The sequence below is a fragment of the Streptomyces sp. NPDC107765 genome (assembly GCF_055657085.1).
In genome coordinates this window covers 65,714-90,499 of the sequence record NZ_JBVKBL010000007.1, presented here as the reverse complement: position 1 = coordinate 90,499, position 24,786 = coordinate 65,714, and the positions used below count along the sequence as shown (strand labels likewise).

The following is a 24,786-nucleotide window of genomic DNA, read 5'->3' as shown; positions in this document are numbered from 1 at the left end:
TTGCGATCAGCAAGCCCGGCGGCGCCCGTATTCGTGATAGACGGACCGGGCCGCCACTGCGGGGGCCGGTGCGGGATCATGGCCGCATGACGCAGCAGCAGTCCGAGGAGCGGACCGTACCGTCCGCCGCGGCGGACGTCTCCGCCCGTGCCGTCGAACGCCATGGCATCGATCCGGTACCGGACGCCGAGCGGCACGGCAGCCCCCGGTCGTTGTTCTGGCCCTGGGCCGCGTCCGGCCTCTCCCTGTTGTCCATCGCCTACGGCGTCTACCTCATGGGCCTCGGCCTCAGCCCCTGGCAGGCGATCGCCTCCGGGGCGCTCGGCTATGTGCTCTCGTTCCTCCTGGTCGGGCTGATCTCGATAGCCGGGACGCGCACCGGTGCACCCACCATGGCCATCGGCCGGTCCTCCTTCGGGCGGCAGGGCAACAAGCTGCCCACCCTGTTCAGCTACGTCTCCAACGTCGGCTGGGAGACCGTCCTGGTCGCGCTGTCCTCCTTGGGCGGCGCGGTGATCCTGGCGCGTGTCGCGCCCGGTGTCTTCGCCCGGGCCGACGCACGGACGCCGACAACTACGGCGCAGGCGCTGTGTTTCGCGGTGACGGCGGTCGTGGTCGTGGTGGTCGGCATCTACGGGCATGCCCTGATCATGCGGGTGCAGAAGTACCTGACCGCCGCGATCACCGCACTGACCGTGGTGTACCTGGTGCTGATGGCCGACCGCATCGACCTGTCCGCGCTGGGGCACGGCCGGGTGGCCGGCCTCGGCACGTTCGTCGGCGGCATCGTGTTCGCGATGACGCTGCTGGGCCTGGGCTGGGTCAACTGCGGTGCCGATTACAGCCGTTATCTGCCGCGGACGAGCAGCGGCCGGGCGATCACGGGGTGGACCACGCTCGGCGGGGTACTGCCGCCGCTGGTGCTGCTGGTGTTCGGGGTGGTGCTGAACGCCGGGGATCCGAAGCTGGCCGGGGCGGCGGCCGCCGACCCGGTGGGGGCGCTCGCGGCCGAGCTGCCCACCTGGTTCCTGGTGCCGTATCTGCTCACCGCCATCGGGGGCTTCGCCTCCGGGGCGATCATGGACATCTACAGCTCGGGCATGTCGATGCTGGCCCTGGGCATTCCGATCCGGCGGCATCTGGCCGTTCTGGTGGACGGCGTGCTGATGGCCGTCGGCGGCTGGTACGTGCTGTTCGTTTCGCCCAGTTTCTTCGCGACCTTCCAGGCGTTCCTGGCCGTCATCGGGGTGGCGATGTCGGCCTGGTCGGCGGTGTTCCTGGTGGAGCAGTGGCGCCGCCGCCACACCGGCTTCGACCTGGTGCGGGTGGCGGCCCTGGGCCGGCCGGCGGTGTTCTCGCTCGTCGTGGGCACGGTCGTCGGGCTGGGCCTGATCACCTCCGCCGACCCCCACATCGCCACGGTGGTCGGCTTCCTGCTCACCGACGGCGCCGCGCGGGGCCCGCTGGGCGCCATGAACCTCGGCGTCGTGGTGGCCCTGCCCGTCGCCGGCGTGCTGTACGCCTGCACCGCGTCGCTCGGTGCCCGTCGTCACACCTCTGGAGGAGACCGATGACCGACCACCAAGGTGAGCGGCCGCACGAGGTGCGCGAGTTCTTCGGGCCGCGTGCCGCCGGCTGGGACGCCAAGTTCCCCGACGACGGCCCCGCCTACGCCGCCGGCGTCGCCGAGCTGGGGCTGCGGCGGGGCGAGAGGGTGCTGGACGCTGGCTGCGGCACGGGGCGGGCACTGCCGGCGCTGCGGGAGGCCGTGGGGCCGCAGGGGACGGTGCTGGGCGCCGATCTGACGCCCGAGATGCTGGCGGCCGCCGTACGGGCCGGGCGGGACCGCTGCGCGCCGCTGCTGATCGCTGACGCGACGCGGCTGCCGCTGCCGGACGCCGCGCTGGACGCGGTCTTCGCCGCCGGGCTCATCTCCCATCTGCCGTACCCGGAGGCGGGCTTCGCCGAACTGGCCAGGGTCGTGCGCCCCGGTGGCCGGCTCGCGCTCTTCCACCCCATCGGGCGGGCCGCCCTCGCCGCGCGCAAGGGGCGGGCCGTCACACCCGACGACCTCCGGGCGGAGCCGAATCTGCGGCCCCTGCTCGCCCGCTGCGGCTGGGAGCTGATCCGGTACGAGGACCGGGACGCGCGCTATCTGGCGTTGGCGGTCCGCCAGGATTGAGGCGCGACCCGGACCGCGGTATCCGGGTCAGGAGGCCACCGGGTCCTCCCCGTGCGGGACCGGGCAGCCGCCGAGGCGCCGGGCGGCCGGGAAGGTGCCGAGTTCGGCCACCCGGTAGCCGTTCGGGTAGCCCTTGATCTCGGGGTTCTGGCGGGCGTAGTGCGGGGTGCGGCGGGGCGGCAGCAGCCGGACGGCCTTCGCGCGCAGCTTCAGGGCGCCGCGCACCGTCTTCTGCAGCGCCGGGGCCGGCCGGTCGTAGCGGAAGGCCTCCAACAGCGAGTCGTCCAGGAGGGCCATGCTCGCGCGGCGCACCATCGGGGCGAGCGGGCCGTACCAGCCGGCCATCAGGTCCAAGGTGGCGTCGGAGACCCGTCGTGCGCCCTCGTCCCAGCCGAAGTGCGCCGCCTCGTAGGCGTCGAGGTACTCCTCGAAGTCCTCGTAGGTCCCGGGGAGTTCGGGGATGCCCATGTGACGGCCCAGGGTGCGGTAGTAGGCGGCGACGGCGCGCTGTTCGTGCGGGGTCAGCCGCCGCCAGCCGTAGGCGTCGAGCCAGCGCTTGGGCATCACCACGAACGTGCACAGGACATAGCGCATGTCCTCGTCGGAGATGTCGTAGCTGCGGTGCATCTGGTTGATGCGCCGGATGGCCGTCCGGCCGTCCTCGCCGTCGAAGCCGTGCTCCACTACGGCGTCCAGGAGGAGGGCGGTGTCGTCGTAGCGTTTCTGCGTACGGTCCGTCAGTTCGGCGGTCTCGGCGAGCAGCCGGCCGATGCTCGGTACGGCGTAGGTGCGGTAGAGGGCCAGCTCCAGCGCCCGGGTGAAGTCCCAGGGGAACTCATGGGTGGCGATGATGCGGTAGATCCGTAAGAAGTCGCGCTCGGGGTCGAGCCTGCGGATCTCCTTCAGCCAGTCGTAGCGCCGCACGTGACAACCGTCCTTCCCTCGCCGGAGCGCCCAGTCTAGGAGCGGCCCGGACGGCCCGGCAGAGCGGGCACACCAGCGCTCCGGCCCCTGTAGGAAGGCATAAGCGCAGCGTAGGAGTGGTGACAAGCTCCCGACGGGGCAATTAAGGTGCGCCGACGTACTCCGCAAAGGATGGGAAGGGGAGGTCCGCGTGCCCACGACCGAGAGCGCCGACAACGACCAGTTGTTCGTGCTGACGGCGGTGCTGCTGACGCCCGGGCAGTTCCCGAGCGTGCTCGGCGACGACTACCCCGAGGTGTGCGCGGGCCTCGGGCTCGAACCGTACGCCGAGGGCTACGGGCTGGTCCTCGGGCAGGACGGGGGCGGCGCCCGCTGGACGGTGGTGACCGAGGACGTGTCGCTGGTGGCCTGTGCCATCGCGGCGTGGGACTGCGGGATGGAGTACGACCTCTCCCCCGGGGAGAGCAGCATCGTCGCGGCGCTCCCGGGCTGGCCGCTGGCGCTCGCCGTGTCGGCGCCGGGGGTGCCGGCGCCGCATGATCCGGCGCCGCAGGAGGGGGAGCCGGCGCCTCTCTGCCCCCCGGACGCGGAGGAGTGGGGGCCGGCCCAACGGCGGCTCGGTGCGGACGAGATCGCGCTGCAGTGGGCGATGTGGCGCGAGCAGGTGGACGGTGAGGTGACGTTCGCGGAACCGGGGGACGAGGCGCACGAGGGGGTGCGCCGGGTGCTGAAGGAGGCCCGCGGCTATCTGGCCGAGCCGCCGCCGCCCGGGCGCGTGCGGTCGTCGTTCGCGGCGGGTGAGGCGCGCACGCTGCGGGTCGACGGGCCGGGCTGGAGCATGGTGGCGCGGACGGACGACATCGCCTTCGTGCTGCTGGACGAGGAGCCCGGCGAGGTGCATCCGGTGGGCCGCGGGCCCGAACTGCCCGGACTGCTCTCCTCGCTGGACGAGCTGGCGGCCCGGCCGGTCTGAGCCGGCGCCCGGGCGCACCGCCTACTGCCCGGGCCACCGGGCCGAGCCGCCGGCCGGTCCGGTCCGGTCCCCGGGCATGGGGCATGCCGGCCCACCGGGCCCGCCCGCCCCGCTGCCGGCGTCAGCGTCCCAGCTGTTTGCGGCCGACCCGGCGCAGGCGGCGGCGCTGGGAGGAGTCGAGGGTCAGATATGCGACGACCGGGATTCCGACCATGACCAAGAGGGCCGCCCAGAAGGGCAGCAGCCACAGCAGGACCACTCCCACCGCGACACCGCCGATCGCGACCTTCGCCTGTGTGGACATCCTTCACGCCCCTTCCGCGGCCGGTGCCGCGCTCTGTCGTACTCCATTGAACGCCGATTCCGCGCCGCGGGTTCCCTCTCGTGCCGCACGGGTTGCCGGGTGCGGCCCGGCGCCGCCCATTGGTGCGCGCGTTCCCCGTTCGGGTCCGGCGTCCGGTACCCTCGGGCGCTCCAGGCGCCAGTAGTCAAACTTGAGGAGTTCGGGAACCTGTGACATCCACGCGTGCGGCCACCCCCGCTCAACTCTCCGGGCTCGCCCGCTGCCCGGCGGTCTTCCTGCCGTCGGATCCGCCCCGGGCCGGCCGGATCGCCTTCTGGCGTACCGATGGTGAGCCGGTGGCGGCGGCCCTCACCGAGGAGGGCGCGCCGGACGGGAGCGGGCCCGTGGTGGAGCGGCTGAGCGTCGTACTGCCGGAGGAGGACGGCGGCATCCAGGTCGGCGAGGTGCCGGCGCTGGTGCTGCCGGTGGCCGACGCGGTGCCCGTCCTCACCCGGTTGCGGGCCGGCCGGACCACCCATCCGGCGGCCGCCTTCTGGGGCGCCGCGGCGATCCTCGCCCTCCAGCTGGCCGCCCGGGGACGGCTGCTGCCCGGCGTGAGCCCGAAGGGGTACGACGCCTGGCGGCTGGGCCCGCTCGACGCGGCGGACATCGAACGGCTGCGGGGGCTCGCCGCCGCGATGCCGCCGTACGCGCACGCCACCCCGCTGCCGGGGACGGAGCCGGTGGAGCTGCCCGAGCCGGAGCGGCACCTACGGGCGTTCCTCGACGCGGTGGCGGACGGTCTGCCGCGCTCCCCCGCCGCCGCGCTGGCCACCGGGGCGCCTGCCTTCGCGGCGGCCGCACCGCAGCACATCCCCGAACAGCGGGACTGGGCCGCGGACGTCGCCGCCGGCCATGACGCCGGCGTACGGATCTCCCTGCGGGTGGCGGCGCACGGCCTGGAGGCGGACGCGGCGGTGGGCGGTCCGGTGGACGGTACCGCCCCCACCTCGGCGGGCGAGGTCACCTTCCGCGCGGCCCTCCAGGTGCACAGCCTCACCGATCCGGCCCTGGTGGCGGATGCGGCCGAGGTGTGGGCGGGGGCGTCGACGGCGGGGCAGGCGTTCGGCCCGCGGGCGCGGATGGACACCCTGCGCACGCTGCGCCGGGCGGCCGAGGTCTGGGCGCCGCTCGGCCCGTTGCTGTCGGCGGCGGTGCCCGACGCGCTGGATCTCGCCGACGAGGAGGTCGCCGAACTGCTCGGCCCGGCCTCCCGGGCGCTGGCCGCGGCCGGGGTGCAGGTCCACTGGCCGAAGCAGCTGGCGCGCACGCTGACCAGCCGCGCCGTGGTGGGGCCGCCCGATACCGAAGGCCCGGTGGACGGCCGGGAATCGGGGCTGCCCTCCTTGCTGTCCGCGGACGCCCTGCTCTCCTTCAGCTGGCGGTTCGCGGTGGGCGGCCAGGAGGTGGACCGGGCCGAGCTGGACCGGCTGGCCGAGGCCGGGCGGCCGCTGGTGCGGCTGCGCGACCGGTGGGTGCTGATCGACCCGGAGGCCGTGCGGGCCGCCCGGGACCGGCAGGACCGCAAGGTCACCCCGCTCGACGCGCTCGGCGCCGCGCTCACCGGGAGCGCCGAGGACGGCGCCGGCGACCGGGTGGCGGTGCAGGCGACCGGGTGGCTGGCCGGGCTGCGCGACCGGCTCGCCGACCCGGAGGGCACCGACACCGGTCCCGTCACCCAGCCGCCCGCGCTCCGCGCGACACTGCGCGACTATCAGGTGCGCGGCCTGGGCTGGCTGCACCGGATGACGTCAATGGGACTGGGCGCCTGTCTCGCCGACGACATGGGACTGGGCAAGACGATCACCCTCATCGCGCTGCATCTGCACCGGCAGACCGACCCCGCGTCGGCCGGCCCGACGCTGGTGGTGTGCCCGACGTCGCTGATGGGCAACTGGCAGCGGGAGATCGAGAAGTTCGCGCCGGGCACCCCGGTGCGCCGCTTCCACGCCGGGCGCCGCAGCCTGGCGGACCTGGCGGACGGCGAGTTCGTCCTCACCACCTACGGGACGATGCGGCTGGACGCCGGGAAGCTGGCGGAGGTGCCCTGGGGGCTGGTCGTCGCGGACGAGGCGCAGCACGTCAAGAACCCGTTCTCGGCGACCGCCAAGGCCCTGCGGACCGTTCCGGGCAAGGCCCGGGTGGCGCTGTCCGGCACCCCGGTGGAGAACAACCTGAGCGAGCTGTGGGCGATCCTGGACTGGACGACGCCCGGGCTGCTGGGGTCGCTGGGACGGTTCCGGACGCGGTATGCGCGGATCGTCGAGGGCGGTCCGGCGGCGTCCCCCGAGGCGGCCACGGCGGCCGACCGGCTGGCCCGGCTGGTGCGGCCGTTCCTGCTGCGCCGGCGCAAGTCCGATCCGGGCATCGCGCCCGAGCTGCCGCCCAAGACGGAGACCGACCGTGCGGTGGCGCTGACCACCGAACAGGCCGGGCTCTACGAGGCGGTGGTGCGCGAGGGGCTCGAAGAGATCGCCGGGACGGACGGGTTCGCCCGCCGCGGGCTGGTGGTCAAGCTGCTCACCTCGCTCAAGCAGATCTGCAACCACCCCGCGCAGTTCCTCAAGGAGGAGCAGCCGCGGACCGGCGGCCGCTCGGGGAAGGTCGAGCTGCTCGACGAGTTGCTGGACACGATCCTCGCCGAGGGGGCGAGCGTGCTGGTGTTCACCCAGTACGTACGGATGGCGCGGCTGCTGGAGGGGCATCTGGCGGCGCGCGGCGTGGCCTCGCAACTTCTGCACGGCGGAACGACGGTGGCGCGCCGGGAGGAGATGGTGCGGCGCTTCCAGGACGGCGAGGTTCCGGTCTTCCTGCTGTCGTTGAAGGCGGCCGGCACCGGGCTGAACCTCACCCGGGCGGGCCATGTCGTGCACTTCGACCGCTGGTGGAACCCGGCCGTCGAGGCGCAGGCCACCGACCGTGCGTACCGCATCGGGCAGACCCAGCCGGTGCAGGTCCACCGCATGATCACGGAGGGCACGATCGAGGACCGGATCGCCGGCCTGCTCCTGCGCAAACAGCAGCTGGCGGACGCGGTGCTCGGCTCCGGCGAGGCCGCACTGACCGAACTCAGCGACGCCGAGCTGGCGGACCTGGTCGCACTGCGAGGGAGCGAGCGATGACCGGACGAGGAGCGATGACCGGGCGATTCGAGGACAGCGAAGGCGCCTACGAGGATGGCGCCTACGGGGGCGGCTCCCACGAGGAAGGGATACCCGGGGAGGGCACGCACGAAGACGCCCCGGACGCCGAACGGACCTTCGCCGCGCTGCCGCCCGCCCAGGGCCGGGGCTTCGCCCGCACGTGGTGGGGGCAGGCGTGGCTCAAGGCGCTGGAGGACACCGCCCTGGACGGGCAGCAGCTGAAGCTGGGCCGGCGGCACGCCCGGGCCGGTGCGGTCGGTGCCGTGTCCGTGCGCCCGGGACGGCTGACCGCGGTCGTCCAGGACCGGGACCACACCCGGCACCGGTCCGACGTGCTCCTGCAGCGGCTGGACGACGCCGCATGGGACCGCTTCCTCGATCTCGTCGCGGACCGGGCCGGGCACATCGCGGCACTGCTCGACCGGGACATGCCGCCGGCGCTGGTGGAGGACGCGGCCGCGGCCGGCATCGAACTGCTGCCGGGCATCGGTGACCTGGAGGCGGAGTGCAGTTGCGAGGCGTGGGACCACTGCGCGCATACGGCGGCGCTGTGCTATCAGGTGGCGCGGTTGCTGGACCAGGACCCGTTCGTGCTGCTGCTGGTGCGCGGCCGCGGCGAGCGGGAACTGCTCGGGGAGCTGCAGGCGCGCAGCGCGGCCCGGGCGGGCACTCCCGCGGCGGCCGCGGTCCCGGCCCCCGGGCCCGGCACGGGCGTACCGGCCGCCGAGGCGTACGCGGCGCGCGACATCCTGCCGCCGCTGCCCGCGCCGCCCCCGCCGGTCGACGGGCCGGGCGCCGCTCCGGTGCTCGGCGGCGGCACCCCGCCCGCGCCGGGGGTCGACGTGGCGGCGCTGGAGTTCCTGATCGGGGACGCGGCGGCGCGCGCCCAGCACTTGCTGGCGGACGCGCTCTCCCCCTGGCACGCGGACGCCCCGCCGCCGCCCGCCCTGACGCCCGGTCAGGACGCGGTGCGGCTGGCGGCAGCTGGTCCGGACCAGGTCATATCGGGGCGGCTCGCGGCCGGTTCGGGGCGGGACGCACGCGGCCTGGCGCGGGCCGTACGGGCCTGGGAGCTGGGCGGCACCGCGGGGCTGACGATGCTGGAGGAGGAGTGGGCCCCGGATCCGGCGGCCCTGGCCCGGGCGGCCGATCGGCTCGCGGCCGCCTGGGACGACGACGGGACCCGGCCCCGGCTGCGGGCCGCCGGCAACCGCTGGACGGTGATCGGCGGCGCCGCCCAACTACGGTACGGGCGCGACGGCCGCTGGTGGCCGTACCGCAAGGAGCGCGGTCAGTGGGTGCCGGCCGGCCCGGCCTCGGACGATCCGGCGGCGGCGCTGGCGGAGGCGTCGGCGGAGGCATCGGCGGAGGGCTGAGGCGGGGCCCGGCAGGGGGCGGGCAGGTCAGGTCCCGCCCCCCGAGGGGCCGTTCGCTCCCCGGGCGGCCGGGCCCGCGCGGAGCACCCGGCCACCCGAATCCGGTCATCCGGCTGCGCCGTGCCCCCGCGCGTGATTCGCTGAGGGCGATCCCCCCGACGCCAGGCACGTCGCCCGCAGCAGGAGGACCAGTGACCGGGACGTCCCCGCACCCGCCGCAGCATGCGCCGCACGACCAGCCCCCGCCGACGTCCGGCCGCCGGGCGGAGCCCGCGCCGGGTCGCCCGGGTTCGGCGGACGACCGGCTCCCGTACTACGAGGACCGTTCGCCGGGCCGGGGGGCGTTGCCGCCGCGCGCCTGGTACGCGGCCTCGGATGCGCCGCGGATCTCGCTGCACGGCACCTGGCGGTTCCGTCTCTCGCCGCGCGCCGACGCCGAGGACGAGGCGTTCGCCCGGCCGGACTTCGACGACAAGGAGTGGCACGAGCTGAGGGTGCCCGGCACCTGGGTGCTCAAGGGATTCGGCGCCCCCGTGTACACCAACACCGCCTATCCCTTTCCCGTGGACCCGCCGAGGGTGCCGGACGAGAACCCGACCGGTGACCACCGGCAGGTGTTCGACCTGCCCGAGGGGTGGGGCGAGGGGCCGGCCGTGCTCCACTTCGGCGGGGTGGAGTCCTGCGCCCGGATCTGGCTCAACGGGCAGGAACTGGGGCACTTCAAGGGCAGCCGGCTGCCGCACGAGTTCGAGGTGGGGCAGCTGCTGCGGCCGCACGGCAATGTGCTGGCGGTGCGGGTCCACCAGTGGTCGTCCGGCAGCTATCTGGAGGACCAGGACCAGTGGTGGCTGCCCGGAATCTTCCGGAACGTCTCGGTCCACCGGCGTCCGGAGGGCTCGGTCGCCGACCACTTCGTCCACGCCGGCTTCGATCACCGTACGGGCCGGGGCACGCTGCGCGTGGAGTGCACCCCGGCCGGGCGGGTGACCGTACCGGAGCTCGGGCTGGACCTGGCGACCGGGGAGAGCGCGACGGTGCCGGTGCAGCCCTGGACGGCCGAGGAACCCCGGCTGTACACCGGCGAGTTGATCACCACCGGGGAGACCGTCCCGCTGCGGATCGGGTTCCGTACGGTGTGCGTCGAGGACGGGCTGCTGAAGGTGAACGGCCGGCGGATCCTGCTGCGCGGCGTCAACCGGCACGAATTCCATCCGCGGTACGGACGCACCGTAGGGCCCGAGGTGATGCGCCAGGACCTGCTGATGATGAAGCAGCACAACATCAACGCGGTGCGCACCAGCCACTATCCGCCGCACCCGGCGTTCCTGGACCTCTGCGACGAGCTGGGGCTGTGGGTCGTCGACGAGTGCGACCTGGAGACGCACGGGTTCGGGCAGCAGGGCTGGCGGGACAATCCGGTCGACGACCCGCGCTGGGAGCCGGCGCTGCTGGACCGGGCCCGCCGGATGGTCGAGCGGGACAAGAACCACCCCAGCATCGTGCTGTGGTCGCTGGGCAACGAGTGCGGGACCGGCCGCGGGCTGTCCGCCATGGCCGGGTGGATGCGCGAGCGCGATCCGTCCCGTCCGCTGCACTACGAGGGCGATCGTAGTTGCGCCGACACCGACGTCTACTCCCGGATGTACGCCGATCACGCCGAGGTGACGCGGATCGGCCGGCGCACCGAGGAGCCGCTCGACGACCCCGCGCTGGACACGCGGCGCCGTCAACTCCCGTTCATCCTCTGCGAGTACGCGCACGCGATGGGCAACGGTCCGGGCGGCCTCGGTGAGTACCAGCGGCTGTTCGAGACGTACGAGCGCTGTCAGGGCGGTTTCGTGTGGGAGTGGATCGACCACGGGCTGCGGCAGCGGACGCCGGACGGCGAGGTGTACCACGCCTACGGCGGCGACTTCGGTGAAGAACTGCACGACGGGAACTTCGTCTGTGATGGCCTGGTGCTGCCGGACCGGACGCCGTCGCCGGGGCTGGCCGAGGTGAAGAAGGTCGTCGAGCCGGTGCGGATCGAGGCCGGGCCCGCCGGTGACGACGGCAGGCAGACGGTCCGGATCACCAATCTGTACGACTTCTCCGGGCTCGGGCACCTGTCGTTCCTGTGGTGCTACGAGGTGGAGGGCAATCCGTGCGGCAGCGGGTGGCTGGAGATGCCGACGCCGCCACCGGGCGGGTCGGTCGTGACGGCGCTGCCGGACATGGCGGAGGAGAGGGACGGGGACCGGGAGGCCCTCTGGACGGTGCAGGCCGTACTGGCCGGGGACACCGCCTGGGCACCTGCCGGGCACGAGGTGGCATGGGGCCAGTTCCCGGCCGTACCGCGCCCGCCGTACGTGCCTCCGGTACCCACCGCCACCCCTCGCCGCGGCGGGGGCAATGTGATCGTGCTCGGGCCGGGCACGTTCGACGCCACGGCCGGGACGCTGAACTATCTGGACGGGGTGCGGATCGGCGGCCCCCGGCTGCACGTCTGGCGGGCGCCGACCGACAACGACGAGGCCGCGCCCTGGCAGCCCGGACCGCGGCCGGCCACCGAATGGCGCCGGCTCGGCCTGCACCGGATGCGGCACCGCGTGGACGCCGTCGAACCGGACGGCCCCGCCCTGGTGGTGCAGACCCGGGTGGCCGCGGCCGGTTCCCCGCTCGCGCTGCGCGCGGTCTACCGGTGGACGGCCCGACGCGACCTGCTGCGGCTGGAGTTGGCGGTCGATCCGGAGGGCGACTGGCCGGTTCCGCTGCCCCGGCTCGGGGTGCGGATGGCGGTGTGCGGGAGCCTGGGGCGGGCGGAGTGGTACGGCGGCGGGCCCGGTGAGGGCTATCCGGACACCCGGGCGGCCGTCCGCACCGGCCGCTGGTCGCGGTCGGTGGAGGAGCTGCAGACGCCGTACGTCCGGCCGCAGGAGAACGGTTCCCGGCCCGGTGTGCGCCGGCTCGAACTGACCCGGTCGGACGGTTCGGGCCTCCGGGTCGAGGGGGACCCGGACTTCGCCTTCGCCGCCCGCCGCTGGTCCGACGAGGAGCTGACCGCGGCCCGGCACACCCCGGACCTGCGGCCGGGCGACGTCCTGTGGCTGCATCTCGACCATGCCCAGCACGGCATCGGCAGCCAGTCGTGCGGGCCCGGGGTGCTGCCGCAATACCGGCTGGCGGCGGCTTCGGCGCGGTTCTCGTTCGTGTTCGCCTCGCTGCCCTGAGCGGCCTCGGGCGTCGCCGTCGGCGCAGGTCACGGGCGTTGTCAGTGGGCGGAGCTACGATCCGAAGGAGCTGGGAAAAGGTCCGCCCGGCAGCACACAGGAGGGTTCGCACCATGGTCAGCACGGTCCCGACACTCGCCGACGCCCTCGCCGCGGGGCCGGTGGTCCTCGACGGCGGGCTGTCCAACCAACTGGAGGCCGCCGGGCACGACCTGAGCGACGAGCTGTGGTCGGCGCGGCTGCTGGCCGAGGAACCGGAGGCGGTGCTGCGGGCGCATCTCGCGTACTACGAAGCGGGGGCGCAGGTCGCGATCACGTCCAGCTACCAGGCGACGTTCGAGGGGTTCGCGCGGCGCGGCACCGGCGCCGAGGAGGCCGCGGAGCTGCTCGGGCGGAGCGTCGCGCTGGCCCGCGAGGCGGCCGGCCGGGCGCGGGCGGGCGGCGCCACCGGGCCGCTGTACGTGGCCGCCTCGGCGGGCCCGTACGGCGCGATGCTGGCGGACGGTTCCGAGTACCGCGGCCGGTACGGCCTGTCGGTGGCGGAGCTGGAGCGGTTCCACCGGCCGCGGCTGGAGGTGCTGGCGGCGGCCGGGCCCGATGTGCTGGCGCTGGAGACGGTGCCGGACGCCGACGAGGCCCGGGCGCTGCTGCGGGCGGTGCGCGGGCTGGGCGTGCCGGCGTATCTGTCGTACAGCGTCGCCGGTGGGACGACCCGGGCCGGGCAGCCGCTGGCGGAGGCGTTCGCCCTCGCGGCGGAGGTGGACGAGGTGATCGCCGTGGGGGTGAACTGCTGCGCGCCGGACGACGCGGACCGGGCGGTGCCGCTGGCCGCGCAGGTCACCGGCAAGCCGGTGGTGGTGTATCCGAACAGCGGGGAGCGCTGGGACGCCGAGGCGCGGACGTGGTGCGGCATACCGGAGTTCACCGCCGACCGGGTCGCCGGCTGGGTCGCGGACGGCGCCCGGCTGATCGGCGGCTGCTGCCGGGTCGGGCCGGACGCCATCGCGCAGCTGGCGGCCGGCCTCGGCCGCTGACAGTGGTCGGTCGGGCTGTCGGGCGGTGCTCAGGACAGCGGCTTGGTGAGCTTCCGGGTGTTGCTGCGGTTGCCCATCAGGCTGCAGCTGACGGTCTTGAAGCCGAGCTTGTAGCCCTTGAGGTTGGGGTACTGCACGTAGGTGCCCTCGGCGGTGCCGGAGGGCTGCCGGGACGCCTTGCGCTCCAGCTCGTCCCGGCACAGCGACGACGCCTTGTCCTGGATGTCCGACTCGCTGGTCAGGCCCGCACCGAGGCGGTGGGTGGCGACGACCTCGGCGTCGTGCGGGCTGTTGCAGGAGGTTTCGGTGTTGTTGCCGTGGCCGGCCGGGTCCAGGTCGTAGCAGTCGCCGACCTTCTGCAGGTAGAAGGGGATCGTGCCGGCGGAGGGCGTGGGCGTGCTCTCGGGGTCGCTGCTGGGCGAGGCGTAGGGGTCGTCGGAGGGGGTCGCGGAGGCGCTCTCGGACGGGGTGGCGGAGGTGCTCGCACTGGACGACGGCTGGGCCCGGTTGCTGCCGCCGTCGTCGCTGTTGGCGATCACGATGACGGCGATGACGGCGGCCAGGACGACCGCGCCACCGCCGATGATGGCGGCGATGAGCTTGCCGTTGCCGCCGCCGTTGGGCGGGCCGGGGGGCTGCTGCCAGCCGCCGGGGCCGCCCGGTCCGGGCGGGCCGTAGCCGCCCGCGGGCGGACCGAAGCCACCGGGGGCCTGGTTGCCGCCGGGCGGCGGGCCGTATCCGCCGGCCGGCGGTCCGAACCCGCCCGGGTTGCCGGGGGGCGGCTGGTTCGGCGGGTGCGGCTGGCCGGGCGGCGGGGGCGGAAAGCTCATAACGGAAATGATCGCTTCTTTACTGGGATTCACGGGACGCGGTGACCAACCTGGAACACTTCCGGTCTGAAATGTCCGCCTGCTGGGCACCGTTGGCGACAGGCAGCAAGCCACCCTACGGCCCGGAGGTTCCGCGTGTTCACCGACCTACCCCTGGACGAACTGCGCACCTATCGCCCCCCGTTGCCCGAGCCGCCCGGATTTGACGCGTTCTGGGAGCGCACCCTCGCCGAGGCGCGCGGCCATGACCTGGCCGCGCGGTTCACCGCAGTCGACGCCGGGCTGGCCCTGTTACGCACCTACGACGTGGCGTTCTCGGGCTTCGGCGGGCACCGGATCCGTGGCTGGTTCCTGATCCCGCGGGCGGCCGCCGGGCCGCTGCCGTGCATCGTGCAGTACCTCGGTTACGGCGGTGGCCGGCTGCGGCCGCACGACTGGCTGCTGTGGCCGTCGGCGGGCTACGCCACCCTGGTCATGGACGCCCGCGGCCAGAGCGGCCCGGGCCGACCCGGTGACACCCCCGACCCGGCCGGCTACCGCAACCCGGGCGTTCCCGGCCGGCTGACCCAGGGCCTGCTCGATCCCGACGACTACTACTACCGGCGGCTGTTCACCGATGCGGTACGGGCCGTGGAGACCGCGCGCGGCCACGAGGAGGTGGACGAGGAGCGGATGGTGGTCGCCGGTCACAGCCAGGGCGGGGCGCTCGCCCTGGCGATGACCGGCCTGGTCCCGGGCCTGGCCGGGGCGCTGATCGACGCGCCCTTCCTGACCCACATCCGCCGCGCCGTCGAGATCACCGACGCCGGTCCGTACGGCGAGCTCGCCCGCTACTTCGCCGGCGCCCGGGACCACATCGACCCGGCCCTGCACACCCTGGACCATTTCGACGGGCTGAACTTCGCGGTCCGGGCCACCGCACCGGCGCTCTTCGCGACCGCACTGCGCGACGAGGTGGTGCCGCCGTCCACCGGCTTCGCCGCGTACCACCACTACGCGAGTGAGAAGGAACTGAAGGTGTGGCGGTTCAACGCCCATGAGACCGGCGGCACCGACCAACGCGCCGCCGAACTCGCCTTCGTCCGCACGCTCTTCGACCGACCGGCGGCCTGACCGGCGGCCGGTTCAGGACACGCCGAGCAGATGATCCAAAGCCAGCTGGTCCAGCCGCTCGAAGGCCATCCCACGGGCCGCGGCCACCTCCGGACGGAACGTCTCGTACGCACTGGGATCGGCGAGCAACCCGGCCAGGCCGTCCTCGGCGGTGGGGCGGGCCAACTCGGGCAGGCGGGCGGCGCGCAGCGCGTCCTGGACGGCCGGGTCGGCCCGGAAGGACGCGGCGCGCTCCTTGAGGATCAGGTAGTTGCGCATGCAGCCGGCGGCGGAGGCCCAGACGCCGTCGAGGTCCTCGGTGCGTGGCGGTTTGAAGTCGAAGTGCCGCGGCCCGTCGTAGCCGGCCGTCTCCAGCAGGTCGACGAGCCAGAACGCGGCGCGCAGGTCGCCGGCGCCGAAGCGCAGGTCCTGGTCGTACTTGACGCCGCTCTGGCCGTTGAGATCGAGGTGGAAGAGCTTGCCCTGCCAGAGGGCCTGGGCGATGCCGTGCGGGACGTTGAGGCCGGCCATCTGCTCGTGGCCGACCTCCGGGTTGACGCCGAAGAGGTCGGGGCGTTCGAGGCGCCCGATGAAGGCGAGTGCGTGGCCGACGGTGGGCAGCAGGATGTCGCCGCGCGGCTCGTTGGGTTTGGGCTCGATGGCGAACCGCAGGTCGTAGCCCTGCTCGACGACGTACTGGGCGAGCAGGTCGAAGGCTTCCTTGAGCCGGTCGAGGGCGGCCGCCACGTCCTTGGCGGCGCCTGACTCGGCGCCCTCCCGGCCACCCCAGGCCACATAGGTGCGGGCGCCCAGCTCGGCGGCGAGGTCGATGTTGCGAAGCGTCTTGCGCAGCGCGAAGCGTCGGACGTCGCGGTCGTTGGCGGTGAAGGCGCCGTCCTTGAACACCGGGTGGGTGAAGAGGTTGGTGGTCGCCATCGGGACGACCAGGCCGGTGGCGTCCAGCGCCTGGCGGAAGCGTTTGACGGCCGTCTCGCGCCGGATGTCGTCGGCGCCGAACGGGATCAGGTCGTCGTCGTGGAAGGTCACGCCGTACGCGCCGAGCTCCGCCAGGCGGTGCACGGTCTCGACCGGGTCCAGGGCGCGGCGGGTGGCGTCCCCGAAGGGATCGCGGCCCTGCCAGCCGACCGTCCACAGGCCGAAGCTGAATTTGTCCTCGGGCACCGGCTGACAGCGCATCGCATCTCCCTCGGCCATTTCGTCAAGGCACTTTACAAATTCCGCGGCGGCCAAACTAATATGCGGCGGCACACCGGGGAACCCCCTGGAAGCAGACCGTGCGAGAAGGCTCCGCGGCTTTCGTGGCAGCGGGCCGCCAAGGGAGAGAGCACGATGGGCGCACAGGCAGCGGGACCGCTCGTCCTCGGGGTGGACAGCTCGACGCAGTCCACGAAGACGCTGGTCGTGGACGCGGAGACCGGTGTGGTCGTGGCCCGCGGGCAGGCGCCGCACACGGTCGGCGGCGGCCCCGGCAAGGAGAGCGACCCCCGGCAGTGGTGGCGGGCGCTGGGCGAGGCGCTGGCGCAGTGCGGGGACGCCGCCCGGCAGGTCTCCGCGGTGTCGGTCGCCGGGCAGCAGCACGGGCTGGTCACGCTGGACGCGGCCGGCGAGCCGGTGCGTCCGGCCCTGTTGTGGAACGACGTCCGCGCCGCGGGCCACAGCGAACGGCTGATCGCCGAGCGGGGCGGCGCGCGGGCCTGGGCGGACCGGGTCGGGAGCGTGCCGGGCCCGGCGTTCACGGTGGCCAAGTGGGCGTGGCTGCGGGAGACCGAGCCGTCCGCGGCCGCCGCCACCGCCGCGGTGCGGCTGCCGCACGACTACCTCACCGGGCGGCTGACCGGCGAGGCGGTCACCGACCGCGGGGACGCCTCCGGCACGGGCTGGTGGTCCTCGGCCACCGGGGCGTACGACACGGAGATCCTGGCGCACGTCGGGCTGCCCCCGGAGGCGCTGCCCCGGGTGGCCGGGCCGGGCGAGGCCGCCGGAACGGTGCACGCCGGTGAGCTGCCGCTGCCCCGGGGCGCCCTGGTGGCCGCGGGCACCGGCGACAACATGGCGGCCGCGCTCGGCCTCGGCCTGCGCCCCGGACAGCCGGTGCTGAGCCTGGGCACCTCGGGGACGGTCTACGCGGTCTCCACCCACCGCCCGGCCGATCCGACCGGCACCGTCGCCGGTTTCGCCGACGCCCGGGGCGACTGGCTGCCGCTGGCCTGCACCCTGAACTGCACGCTCGCGGTGGACCGGGTGGCGGCGCTGCTGGCCCGCGACCGGGAGGCCGTGGAGGCGGGCGGCGAGGTGGTGGTGCTGCCGTTCCTCGACGGGGAGCGCACGCCGAACCTGCCCGGGGCCTCGGGCCTGGTGCACGGGCTGCGGCACGACACCACGGCCGGCCAGCTGCTCCAGGCCGCCTACGACGGCGCGGTGTTCGCGCTGCTGCGGGCGCTGGAGCAGGTGCTGGACGCGGACGCCGCGGCCGGGACCCCGCTGCTGCTGATCGGCGGCGGTGCGAAGGGCCGGGCCTGGCGGGAGACGGTCCGCCGGCTATCCGGCCGCCCGGTGGTGGTGCCCGAGGCCCAGGAGCTGGTCGCGCTCGGCGCGGCGGCCCAGGCGGCCGGGCTGCTGCTGGGCGAGGACCCCGCGGCGGTGGCCCGCCGGTGGGGCACCGCGCGCGGCACGGAGTACGAGGCCCAGCCGCGGGACGACGCCGTCCTGCACCGGCTGGCCGCCACCCTCACCGACGCGGACACCCTGCTGCGGCGCTGAAACCCCTGCCCCCCGGACCCCCGCCCGTACGGAGCCGCCCACGCACCCGCCCGCACGGCCCCGCCTCTACACACCCGCCCTGCCGCCCTACGGTGACCTGGGCACCCCTGCCGCCACCCCGGCACCACCCCCGCGCCCGCCCCGCGCCCGCCCGGGAGACTCGGCCCGACACCTACCTCCGAGGAGACCCGTGACCGCGCCCGGCAACGACACCCAGGCCGGCATCCGGCGGCGCAACCTCGCCCGGGTGCTGCGGACCGTGGCGGCGCACGGGCCGCTGTCGCGGCCGGCGGTGGCGGCGCGGATCGGGCTGACCCGGGCGGGCGTGGCGCCGCTGGTGGACGAGCTGCTGCGGGCCGGGCTGCTGGCCGAGTCGGGACCGGCGGCGCCCCGCGGCCGGGGCCGGCCGGGGAACGAACTGGTGGTCAGCGACCGCGGCCCGGCGGGGCTCGGGGCGGAGATAGGCGTGGACCACCTCGCGGTGTGCGCGATCGATCTGCGCGGCCGGATACGCGCCCGGGCGGCGGTCGGCGCGGCGAACCGGAACAGCGCGCCCGGGCCCGTACTGGAGCGGCTCGGGGAGCTGCTCACGGAGGTGACCGGGCGGATCGCCGCGGAGGGGCTGCGGCCCGCCGGGCTCGCGGTGGCGGTGCCGGGGCTGGTGGCCCGCGGCGGGACGACCGTGGTGCACGCGCCCAACCTCGGCTGGCGGGCGGCGGATCTGGCGCCGGGCCTGGCCCCGGTGACGGCCCCGGCGAACTCCCCGGCCGTGCCACTGACCGTGGAGAACGAGGCGAATCTGGGGGCGCTGGCCGAACTGCGGCCGGCCGGTGCGGACGGCGGGCCACCGGGACCGCCGCCGGACTTCGTCCATGTCTCGGCCGAGGCCGGGATCGGCGCGGCGGTCGTGGTGGACGGTCAACTGCTGCGTGGTGCACGGGGGTTCGCCGGTGAGCTGGGCCATGTGCCGGTGTATCCGGACGGCCGCCGGTGCGGCTGCGGCGGACGCGGGTGCCTGGAGCAGTACGCGGGGGAAGAGGCCGTGCTGCGGGCGAGCGGGGCGGTGACCGGGCGGGCGGTGGCCGGGGAGGCGGGGCCGGGGGCCCGGATCGCGCTGCTCGCCCGCCGCGCGGCCGACGGCGACCCGGCCACCGTACGGGCCCTGGAGGAGGCGGGGACGGCGCTCGGCATCGCGCTCGCCGGAGCGGTGAACCTGCTCGACCCGCGGGCGGTCGTCCTGGGTGGTGCGCTGGCCGGGCTCGCGCCCTGGGTCCTGCCGTCGCTGGAACGGGAGTTGACGCTGCGGACGGCCGTGGCGACGGATCCGGCGCGAGCCGGCGGGCCGTCCGTGAGGGTGTCGCGACTGGGGGCGGACGGGCCGCTGCTGGGGGCGGCGCACGCGGCGTTGCGGGCGGTCCTGGACGACCCCCTCCGATCCTGCGCCCCGGCTGACTCTCCCCCGGTCAGAACCCGCTAAACCTTTCCATGGAAAGAGATTTCCATGCCACCCCATCGAGCGATTGTGCCGATAAAAAGCGCACGACTACCGTCGGTTCGGCGGGCTGCCGAGAAACCGCTGCGCAACGCTTCCTGGGCAGTCCCGCATCGCGCCCTCCCATGAGACAGGTGGCATTGTGACGATTGCCGACGAATCACATTCCAGCAGTGCGGAAGAATCCCAGAATTCCAGTCTGAGTACCACCGCCGCACGGAATTTGGCGACCACCACCAAAACCGCGCCGCAGATGCAGGGAATCACGTCCCGCTGGCTGCTGCGATTGTTGCCCTGGGTGCAGGTGTCGGGCGGCACTTACCGGGTGAACCGCCGGCTGACCTACACCGTCGGCGACGGGCGCATCGACTTCGACATCAACGGCGGCGACGTCTCGGTCATCCCGGAGGAACTGCGCGAACTGCCCGCCCTGCGGGACTTCACCGACCACGAGGTGCTGGCGGCGCTCGGCGAGCGGTTCACGCAGACCGAGTACGCGCCCGGCGAGCTGATCGCCGAGGCCGGCACACCGGACGACCGGCTGGTCCTGATCGCGCACGGCCGGGTGGACCGCATCGGCACCGGCAAATACGGCGACGCGACGGTGCTGGAAGCGCTGGCGGGAGGTGACCACTTCGGCACCGGTCCGCTCGACGCCGAGCAAGCGACCTGGGAGTTCAGCTACCGGGCGGTGACCCGGGTGACGGTCATGGCACTGCCGCGCCAGGCGGGACAGGAGGTGATCGACCGCTCCCCCGGGTTGCGCGAGCACCTGGCGACGGCCGACCGGACCGCCTCCCGGCCGGCGAACGAGAGCGGCGAATCGGCGGTCGCCGTGGCGTCCGGGCACCAGGGCGAGCCGGCCCTGCCCGGCACCTTCGTCGACTACGACGCGGCGCCGCGGGAGTACGAACTCAGCGTGGCCCAGACGGTGCTGCGCACGCACAGCCGGGTCGGCGACCTCTACAGCGACCCGATGAACCAGGTCGAGGAGCAGCTGAAGCTCACGATCCAGGCGCTGCGCGAGTGCCAGGAACACGAGATGATCAACAACCGCGAGTTCGGGCTGCTGCACAACGCCGACCTCAAGCAGCGCATCCACACCCGCACCGGGGCGCCCACCCCCGACGACCTCGACGAACTGCTCGCCACGGTCTGGAAGGACCCGGGCTTCCTGCTCGCCCATCCGCAGGCCATCGCCGCCTTCGGCCGGGAGTGCAGTGCCCGCGGGCTGTATCCGACCGCGGTGGATTTCATGGGGCATTCGCTGCCGTCCTGGCGCGGGGTGCCGATCTTCCCGTGCAACAAGATTCCGGTCACCAAGGAACGCACCACCTCGATTCTGCTGCTGCGCACCGGCGAGGAAAAGCAGGGCGTGGTCGGTCTGCAGCAGACCGGAATTCCCGATGAATACGAGCCGGGGCTGTCGGTGCGTTATATGGGCATCGACGACCGGGCGGTCCTCAAGTATCTGGTCAGCGCCTACTTCTCCGCGGCCATTCTCGTGCCCGATGCGCTGGGCGTGCTGGAGGACGTGCAGATCGGCCACTGAACGGCCGCCGCAGGACGAGCACGACAGCACGCGCATCCGCAGGTATCCGCACGTCCGGCAGTACCCGGCACAGCGCAGCACCGACAGAACAGGTGAGCTTCTTCCATGACCACATCGGTGGACCCGACGTCCGGCCCGCAGCCCTCCGAGGTCGAGCAGAATCCGTCCAGCCTGGGCACCGCCGCAGCCCGCAATCTGGCGACCACGACCAAGACCGTGCCGCAGATGCAGGGGATCTCCTCCCGCTGGCTGCTGCGCATCCTGCCGTGGACACAGGTCTCCGGCGGCACCTACCGCGTCAACCGCCGGCTGACGCACACCCTCGGCGACGGGCGGATCGAGTTCGTCTCGACCGGCACCGACGTCCGGGTGATCCCGGCCGAGCTGCGCGAACTGGCGCCGCTGCGCGGCTATGACCACGCCCCGACCCTGGAGACGCTGGCCGGCCGCTTCGTACAGCGGGAGTTCGCACCCGGCGATGTGCTGGCCCGCAGGGGTGGCCCGACCGACCGGGTCATCCTGATCGCGCACGGCAAGCTGGACCGGCTCGGCGCCGGCAAGTACGGCGACGAGACGTCCCTGGGCACGCTGGCCGACGGCGATGCCATCGGCGCTGCGGCGCTGCTGTCCGCGGACGCGGAGTGGGAACACTCCGTGCGGGCGGTGACCCGGGTGACCGCACTGACCCTCTACCGCAGCGACTTCGAGGCGGTGCTCGGCGATTCCGATTCCCTGCGGGCGCACATCGAGGCGTTCCGCACCGCGCTGGCGCCCGCGCAGAACAAGCACGGTGAGGCGGCCATCGAGCTGGCCGCCGGCCATGTCGGCGAGCCGGTGCTGCCGGGCACCTTCGCGGACTACGAACTGACGCCGCGGGAGTACGAACTCAACGTCGCGCAAACGGTGTTGAAGGTGCACTCGCGGGTCGCCGACCTCTACAACGGGCCGATGAACCAGCTGGACCAGCAGTTGCGGCTGACCGTGGAGGCGCTGCGCGAGCGCCAGGAACACGAGATGATCAACAACCGCGAGTTCGGGCTGCTGCACAACGCCGACCTCAAGCAGCGCATCCACACCCGCACCGGACCGCCCACCCCCGACGACCTCGACGAGCTGATCTCCCGGCGCCGCAAGACGCAGTTCCTGCTGGCCCATCCGCGCACCATCGCCGCCATCGGGCGGGAGTGGAACGCCCGGGGGATCTACCCCTGCACCGTCCCGTTCGAGGGCGGGGAGGTGCGGGCCTGGCGGGGCATCCCGCTGCTGCCCTGCAACAAGATCCCGATCACCCCGGACCAGACCAGCTCGATCCTGGCCCTGCGCGTCGGCGAGGAGAACCAGGGCGTGATCGGGCTGCACCAGACCGGCATCCCGGACGAGTACCGGCCCGGCCTGTCCGTCCGCTTCATGGGCATCAACGACCAGGCGGTCATCAACTACCTGGTCAGCGCGTACTTCTCGGCGGCCGTGCTGGTGCCGGACGCGCTGGGCGTCCTGGAGGACGTCGAGATCGGTCACTGACCGGCGGCGCACCACCGTCCGTGCCGCGTCCGTGCCGCGTCCGGGTCCGTCCCTTCAGGGGCCCGGGCGCGGCACCCGGGTGACGGCCGATCAGGTGCGTCCCGGCTCGTGACCTGCGTCGTTGCCGCCTTTGGTCGAGCCATTGGCGGCCCGGCCATGCCCTTGGCAGGACCTGCCCGGTTGCGCATGATGAACGCATCGCATGTGCGTGACATGTACGCGACCACCCTCGGTCCTTGTCAGGAGTTCACATGGAGCCCCGCCACCCCCGCCCCGCCCGCCGGCATCTGCTCACCGGCACGGCCGCACTCGTCGCGGCCGCCGCCCTCGCCCCGCTCACCGCGTCCACCGCCCTCGCCGCCCCGCACCCCCGGACACCGCACGGCGGCAAGGGCTACCCCCCGGTCGAATGGATCCCGGCCAGCAGGTCCAACTTCACCACCGCAAACCGCCCGGACCAGTACCCGATCGAGATGGTCGTGATCCATGTGACGCAGGAGACCTACGAGGACACCCTCCGGCTGTTCCAGAGCCCCGCGCACAAGGCCGCCGCCCACTACGTCGTCCGCTCCTCCGACGGTCACCTCGCCCAGTGCGTCAGCGAGCGCAACGTCGCCTGGCACGCCGGCAACTGGGACTGCAACACCCGCAGCATCGGCATCGAGCACGAGGGCTGGATCGACGACCCGACGTGGTTCACCGACACCCTCTACGAGCACTCCGCCCGGCTCACCGCCGCCGTCTGCGACCGCTACGGGATCCCCAAGGACCGCGAGCACATCATCGGCCACATCGAGGTCCCCGGCTCCACCCACACCGACCCGGGCGAGTACTGGGACTGGGCGCGCTATCTGCAGCTGGTCACCGAGTCCTCCTGGCGGCACCGGAGATGACCCGGCGCGCGCCAGGCGGTCCGTAGAAGCGCTCCAGGCCGACGCCCGGCGACACGACGGCCGTTCTGCGGGTGTACGGATTCATGACATTTCCAGGTCATAGTGAGCGGTCCATAGTGGGGCGTGGCGCGGTGAACGTCTCCGGTACCCGGTGCAGTTGACGTGACGTCAGGGGCAATCGTGAAGCAGCGATTCGGTCGGGTTCGCGCGGTACTGACGGTGCTGGTGGTGTGGGGCGTGCTGGCCGGCGGCGGGATGGCGGGCGGGGCCCCGGCCACCGCAGCGGGCACCCCCCTGAGCCGCTCCGATGCGGTGCCGCTGGCGCCCGGTGTGGCGTACGGCGAGTTCCGGATGACGCTGCCGCGCGGGGTGGTGCACGGGCATCTGCTGACGGTCGATCTGGGCGATCCCCGGGTGTCGGTGGACCTGCTGTATCCGGGCGTGGTCGGGGCCCGGGCGCCGGTGTCCCGGCTGGCCGCGGCGCGGGGTGCGGTGGCGGCCGTCAACGGGGACTTCTTCCACATCACCGAGACCCAGCATCCGGGCGTGGAGGTCACCGGCGCCCCGGACGGACCGGCCGTGGTCTCCGGCCGGCAACTGAAGGCGGCGGTCCCCGACGGGCAGCGCTTCGGTCCCGTACTGCCGCCGGGCGCCAGCGCCGAGGACGTCCTCGGCGTGGGCTACGACCGCCGGGCGCGGCTGGACCGGCTCACCCTGCACGGCGCGGCACTGACCCCCGAGGGCGGGCTGCCGCTGCGCGGGCTCAACCAGTACGCGCTGCCGGTGGACGGCATCGGCGCGTACACCCCGCAATGGGGGCCGGCGTCCCGGGAGCGGGCCGTCTGCGGGACGGACACCGAGCGGGCGGCGCCGTGCAGCACGGACACCGCGGAGGTGACGGTCCGGTACGGCCGGGTGACGGCGATCGAGGACACTCCGGGCGCCGGCGGGGTGGCCGCGGGAAGCGTGGTGCTGGTGGGCCGGGAGGAGGGCGCGCGGCAGTTGCGCAAGCTGCACCTCGGCGAGCCGCTGCGGGTGGGCTACCGGCTGGCCGGCGAGGGGCCGGTGCCGCTGCGGTTCGCGGTGGGCGGTTTCCCGATCGTCCGGGACGGCCGGCCGGTGGCCGGGCTGGACACCGTCGCGGTGGCGGTGCGGACCGCCGCGGGGATCGCACCCGACGGGCGGGTGCTGTATCTGCTGGCGCTGGACGGCGCGCGCGGTCAGACCGGGCTGACGGTGAGTGAACTCGCTGCCCTTATGGCCGAGTTGGGGTCCGAGGAGGCGATGAACCTGGACGGCGGCGGGTCCTCGACGCTGGTGACCGACGACGGCACCGGCGACGGGGTCGTGGTGCGCAACCATCCGTCGGGCGGGGCGGAACGGCCGGTGGCGAACGGCGTGGGGATCTTCTCCTTGGGGTGAGCGGCGGGCCGCCGCGCCC

Annotated in this window: 18 protein-coding genes; 14 read left to right on the top strand and 4 right to left on the bottom strand. The window is 74.0% G+C overall.

Going from position 1 to position 24,786, the window contains the following annotated elements; translation table 11 throughout:
* Positions 1-86 precede the first annotated feature (86 nt).
* Both ACZ7MX_RS18705 and ACZ7MX_RS18700 read left to right on the top strand, forming a co-directional pair.
* Positions 87-1,574, top strand: coding sequence for a purine-cytosine permease family protein (locus tag ACZ7MX_RS18705; protein WP_472133431.1), 1,488 nt, complete (start codon positions 87-89; stop codon positions 1,572-1,574).
* Positions 1,571-2,182 carry a class I SAM-dependent methyltransferase gene (locus ACZ7MX_RS18700; protein WP_472133429.1) on the top strand — a complete coding sequence of 204 codons (612 nt, stop codon included), beginning with the start codon at positions 1,571-1,573 and terminating at the stop codon, positions 2,180-2,182. Before ACZ7MX_RS18705 ends, ACZ7MX_RS18700 begins: the two co-directional genes overlap by 4 nt.
* A 27-nt stretch (positions 2,183-2,209) precedes the next feature.
* On the opposite strand, the gene ACZ7MX_RS18695 is transcribed toward ACZ7MX_RS18700, so the two are convergent.
* Positions 2,210-3,106 carry an oxygenase MpaB family protein gene (locus ACZ7MX_RS18695; protein ID WP_472133427.1) on the bottom strand — a complete coding sequence of 299 codons (897 nt, stop codon included), beginning with the start codon at positions 3,104-3,106 and terminating at the stop codon, positions 2,210-2,212.
* Between the two features lie 190 nt (positions 3,107-3,296).
* Between ACZ7MX_RS18695 and ACZ7MX_RS18690 the strand changes: the two genes are divergently transcribed.
* Positions 3,297-4,079 (top strand): hypothetical protein, encoded by a 783-nt coding sequence (locus tag ACZ7MX_RS18690; protein WP_472133425.1) that lies wholly within the window; start codon positions 3,297-3,299, stop codon positions 4,077-4,079.
* Positions 4,080-4,200: 121 nt separating this feature from the next.
* Here the strand turns inward: ACZ7MX_RS18690 and ACZ7MX_RS18685 are convergent, their stop codons facing one another.
* A complete protein-coding gene (locus ACZ7MX_RS18685) occupies positions 4,201-4,383 on the bottom strand; it encodes a hypothetical protein (protein WP_472133423.1) in 183 nt (60 codons plus the stop codon).
* 209 nt (positions 4,384-4,592) lie between these two features.
* On the opposite strand from ACZ7MX_RS18685, the gene ACZ7MX_RS18680 reads away from it, so the two are divergent.
* From ACZ7MX_RS18680 to mmuM, 4 genes are all read left to right on the top strand, one after another.
* Positions 4,593-7,544 (top strand): DEAD/DEAH box helicase, encoded by a 2,952-nt coding sequence (locus ACZ7MX_RS18680; RefSeq protein WP_472133421.1) that lies wholly within the window; start codon positions 4,593-4,595, stop codon positions 7,542-7,544.
* A complete protein-coding gene (locus ACZ7MX_RS18675; protein ID WP_472133419.1) occupies positions 7,541-8,941 on the top strand; it encodes an SWIM zinc finger family protein in 1,401 nt (466 codons plus the stop codon). Before ACZ7MX_RS18680 ends, ACZ7MX_RS18675 begins: the two co-directional genes overlap by 4 nt.
* Before the next feature lie 191 nt (positions 8,942-9,132).
* A complete protein-coding gene (locus ACZ7MX_RS18670) occupies positions 9,133-12,150 on the top strand; it encodes a glycoside hydrolase family 2 TIM barrel-domain containing protein (protein ID WP_472133417.1) in 3,018 nt (1,005 codons plus the stop codon).
* A gap of 113 nt (positions 12,151-12,263) precedes the next feature.
* Positions 12,264-13,184, top strand: coding sequence for a homocysteine S-methyltransferase (mmuM, locus tag ACZ7MX_RS18665; protein ID WP_472133415.1), 921 nt, complete (start codon positions 12,264-12,266; stop codon positions 13,182-13,184).
* 29 nt (positions 13,185-13,213) lie between these two features.
* Here the strand turns inward: mmuM and ACZ7MX_RS18660 are convergent, their stop codons facing one another.
* Positions 13,214-14,014 (bottom strand): hypothetical protein, encoded by an 801-nt coding sequence (locus ACZ7MX_RS18660; protein WP_472133413.1) that lies wholly within the window; start codon positions 14,012-14,014, stop codon positions 13,214-13,216.
* A gap of 135 nt (positions 14,015-14,149) precedes the next feature.
* Here ACZ7MX_RS18660 and ACZ7MX_RS18655 point away from each other — a divergent pair, with 135 nt between their 5' ends.
* Positions 14,150-15,127 (top strand): acetylxylan esterase, encoded by a 978-nt coding sequence (locus tag ACZ7MX_RS18655; protein ID WP_472133411.1) that lies wholly within the window; start codon positions 14,150-14,152, stop codon positions 15,125-15,127.
* 12 nt (positions 15,128-15,139) lie between these two features.
* Here ACZ7MX_RS18655 and xylA read toward each other — a convergent pair whose 3' ends face one another.
* Positions 15,140-16,303 carry a xylose isomerase gene (xylA, locus tag ACZ7MX_RS18650; RefSeq protein ID WP_472133409.1) on the bottom strand — a complete coding sequence of 388 codons (1,164 nt, stop codon included), beginning with the start codon at positions 16,301-16,303 and terminating at the stop codon, positions 15,140-15,142.
* Between the two features lie 153 nt (positions 16,304-16,456).
* On the opposite strand from xylA, the gene xylB reads away from it, so the two are divergent.
* The 6 genes from xylB (at position 16,457) to ACZ7MX_RS18620 (ending at position 24,767) form a co-directional block, all read left to right on the top strand.
* Positions 16,457-17,887: a xylulokinase gene (gene xylB, locus ACZ7MX_RS18645; protein ID WP_472133407.1), complete on the top strand. Its 1,431-nt coding sequence runs from the start codon at positions 16,457-16,459 to the stop codon at positions 17,885-17,887.
* A gap of 190 nt (positions 17,888-18,077) precedes the next feature.
* On the top strand, positions 18,078-19,364 hold the full coding sequence (locus tag ACZ7MX_RS18640) for an ROK family protein (protein ID WP_472133405.1): 1,287 nt from the start codon (positions 18,078-18,080) through the stop codon (positions 19,362-19,364).
* A 154-nt stretch (positions 19,365-19,518) separates the two neighbouring features.
* Entirely contained in the window at positions 19,519-20,931 is a 1,413-nt protein-coding gene (locus tag ACZ7MX_RS18635; protein WP_472133968.1) for a family 2B encapsulin nanocompartment shell protein, read from the top strand.
* A 105-nt stretch (positions 20,932-21,036) separates the two neighbouring features.
* Positions 21,037-22,452 (top strand): family 2B encapsulin nanocompartment shell protein, encoded by a 1,416-nt coding sequence (locus ACZ7MX_RS18630; protein ID WP_472133403.1) that lies wholly within the window; start codon positions 21,037-21,039, stop codon positions 22,450-22,452.
* A 251-nt stretch (positions 22,453-22,703) separates the two neighbouring features.
* Positions 22,704-23,345, top strand: coding sequence for an N-acetylmuramoyl-L-alanine amidase (locus ACZ7MX_RS18625; protein ID WP_472133401.1), 642 nt, complete (start codon positions 22,704-22,706; stop codon positions 23,343-23,345).
* A 180-nt stretch (positions 23,346-23,525) separates the two neighbouring features.
* Positions 23,526-24,767 (top strand): phosphodiester glycosidase family protein, encoded by a 1,242-nt coding sequence (locus tag ACZ7MX_RS18620; RefSeq protein WP_472133399.1) that lies wholly within the window; start codon positions 23,526-23,528, stop codon positions 24,765-24,767.
* Positions 24,768-24,786: the final 19 nt, after the last annotated feature.

Bases quoted from the DNA above. Each gene is read 5' to 3' on its own strand.
- xylB (WP_472133407.1), top strand. From the start codon at position 16,457: ATGGGCGCACAGGCAGCGGGACCGCTCGTCCTCGGGGTGGACAGCTCG.
- ACZ7MX_RS18630 (WP_472133403.1), top strand. From the start codon at position 21,037: ATGACCACATCGGTGGACCCGACGTCCGGCCCGCAGCCCTCCGAGGTC.
- ACZ7MX_RS18675 (WP_472133419.1), top strand. From the start codon at position 7,541: ATGACCGGACGAGGAGCGATGACCGGGCGATTCGAGGACAGCGAAGGC.
- mmuM (WP_472133415.1), top strand. From the start codon at position 12,264: ATGGTCAGCACGGTCCCGACACTCGCCGACGCCCTCGCCGCGGGGCCG.
- ACZ7MX_RS18700 (WP_472133429.1), top strand. From the start codon at position 1,571: ATGACCGACCACCAAGGTGAGCGGCCGCACGAGGTGCGCGAGTTCTTC.
- ACZ7MX_RS18685 (WP_472133423.1), bottom strand. From the start codon at position 4,383: ATGTCCACACAGGCGAAGGTCGCGATCGGCGGTGTCGCGGTGGGAGTG.
- ACZ7MX_RS18705 (WP_472133431.1), top strand. From the start codon at position 87: ATGACGCAGCAGCAGTCCGAGGAGCGGACCGTACCGTCCGCCGCGGCG.
- ACZ7MX_RS18625 (WP_472133401.1), top strand. From the start codon at position 22,704: ATGGAGCCCCGCCACCCCCGCCCCGCCCGCCGGCATCTGCTCACCGGC.
- xylA (WP_472133409.1), bottom strand. From the start codon at position 16,303: ATGCGCTGTCAGCCGGTGCCCGAGGACAAATTCAGCTTCGGCCTGTGG.
- ACZ7MX_RS18660 (WP_472133413.1), bottom strand. From the start codon at position 14,014: ATGAGCTTTCCGCCCCCGCCGCCCGGCCAGCCGCACCCGCCGAACCAG.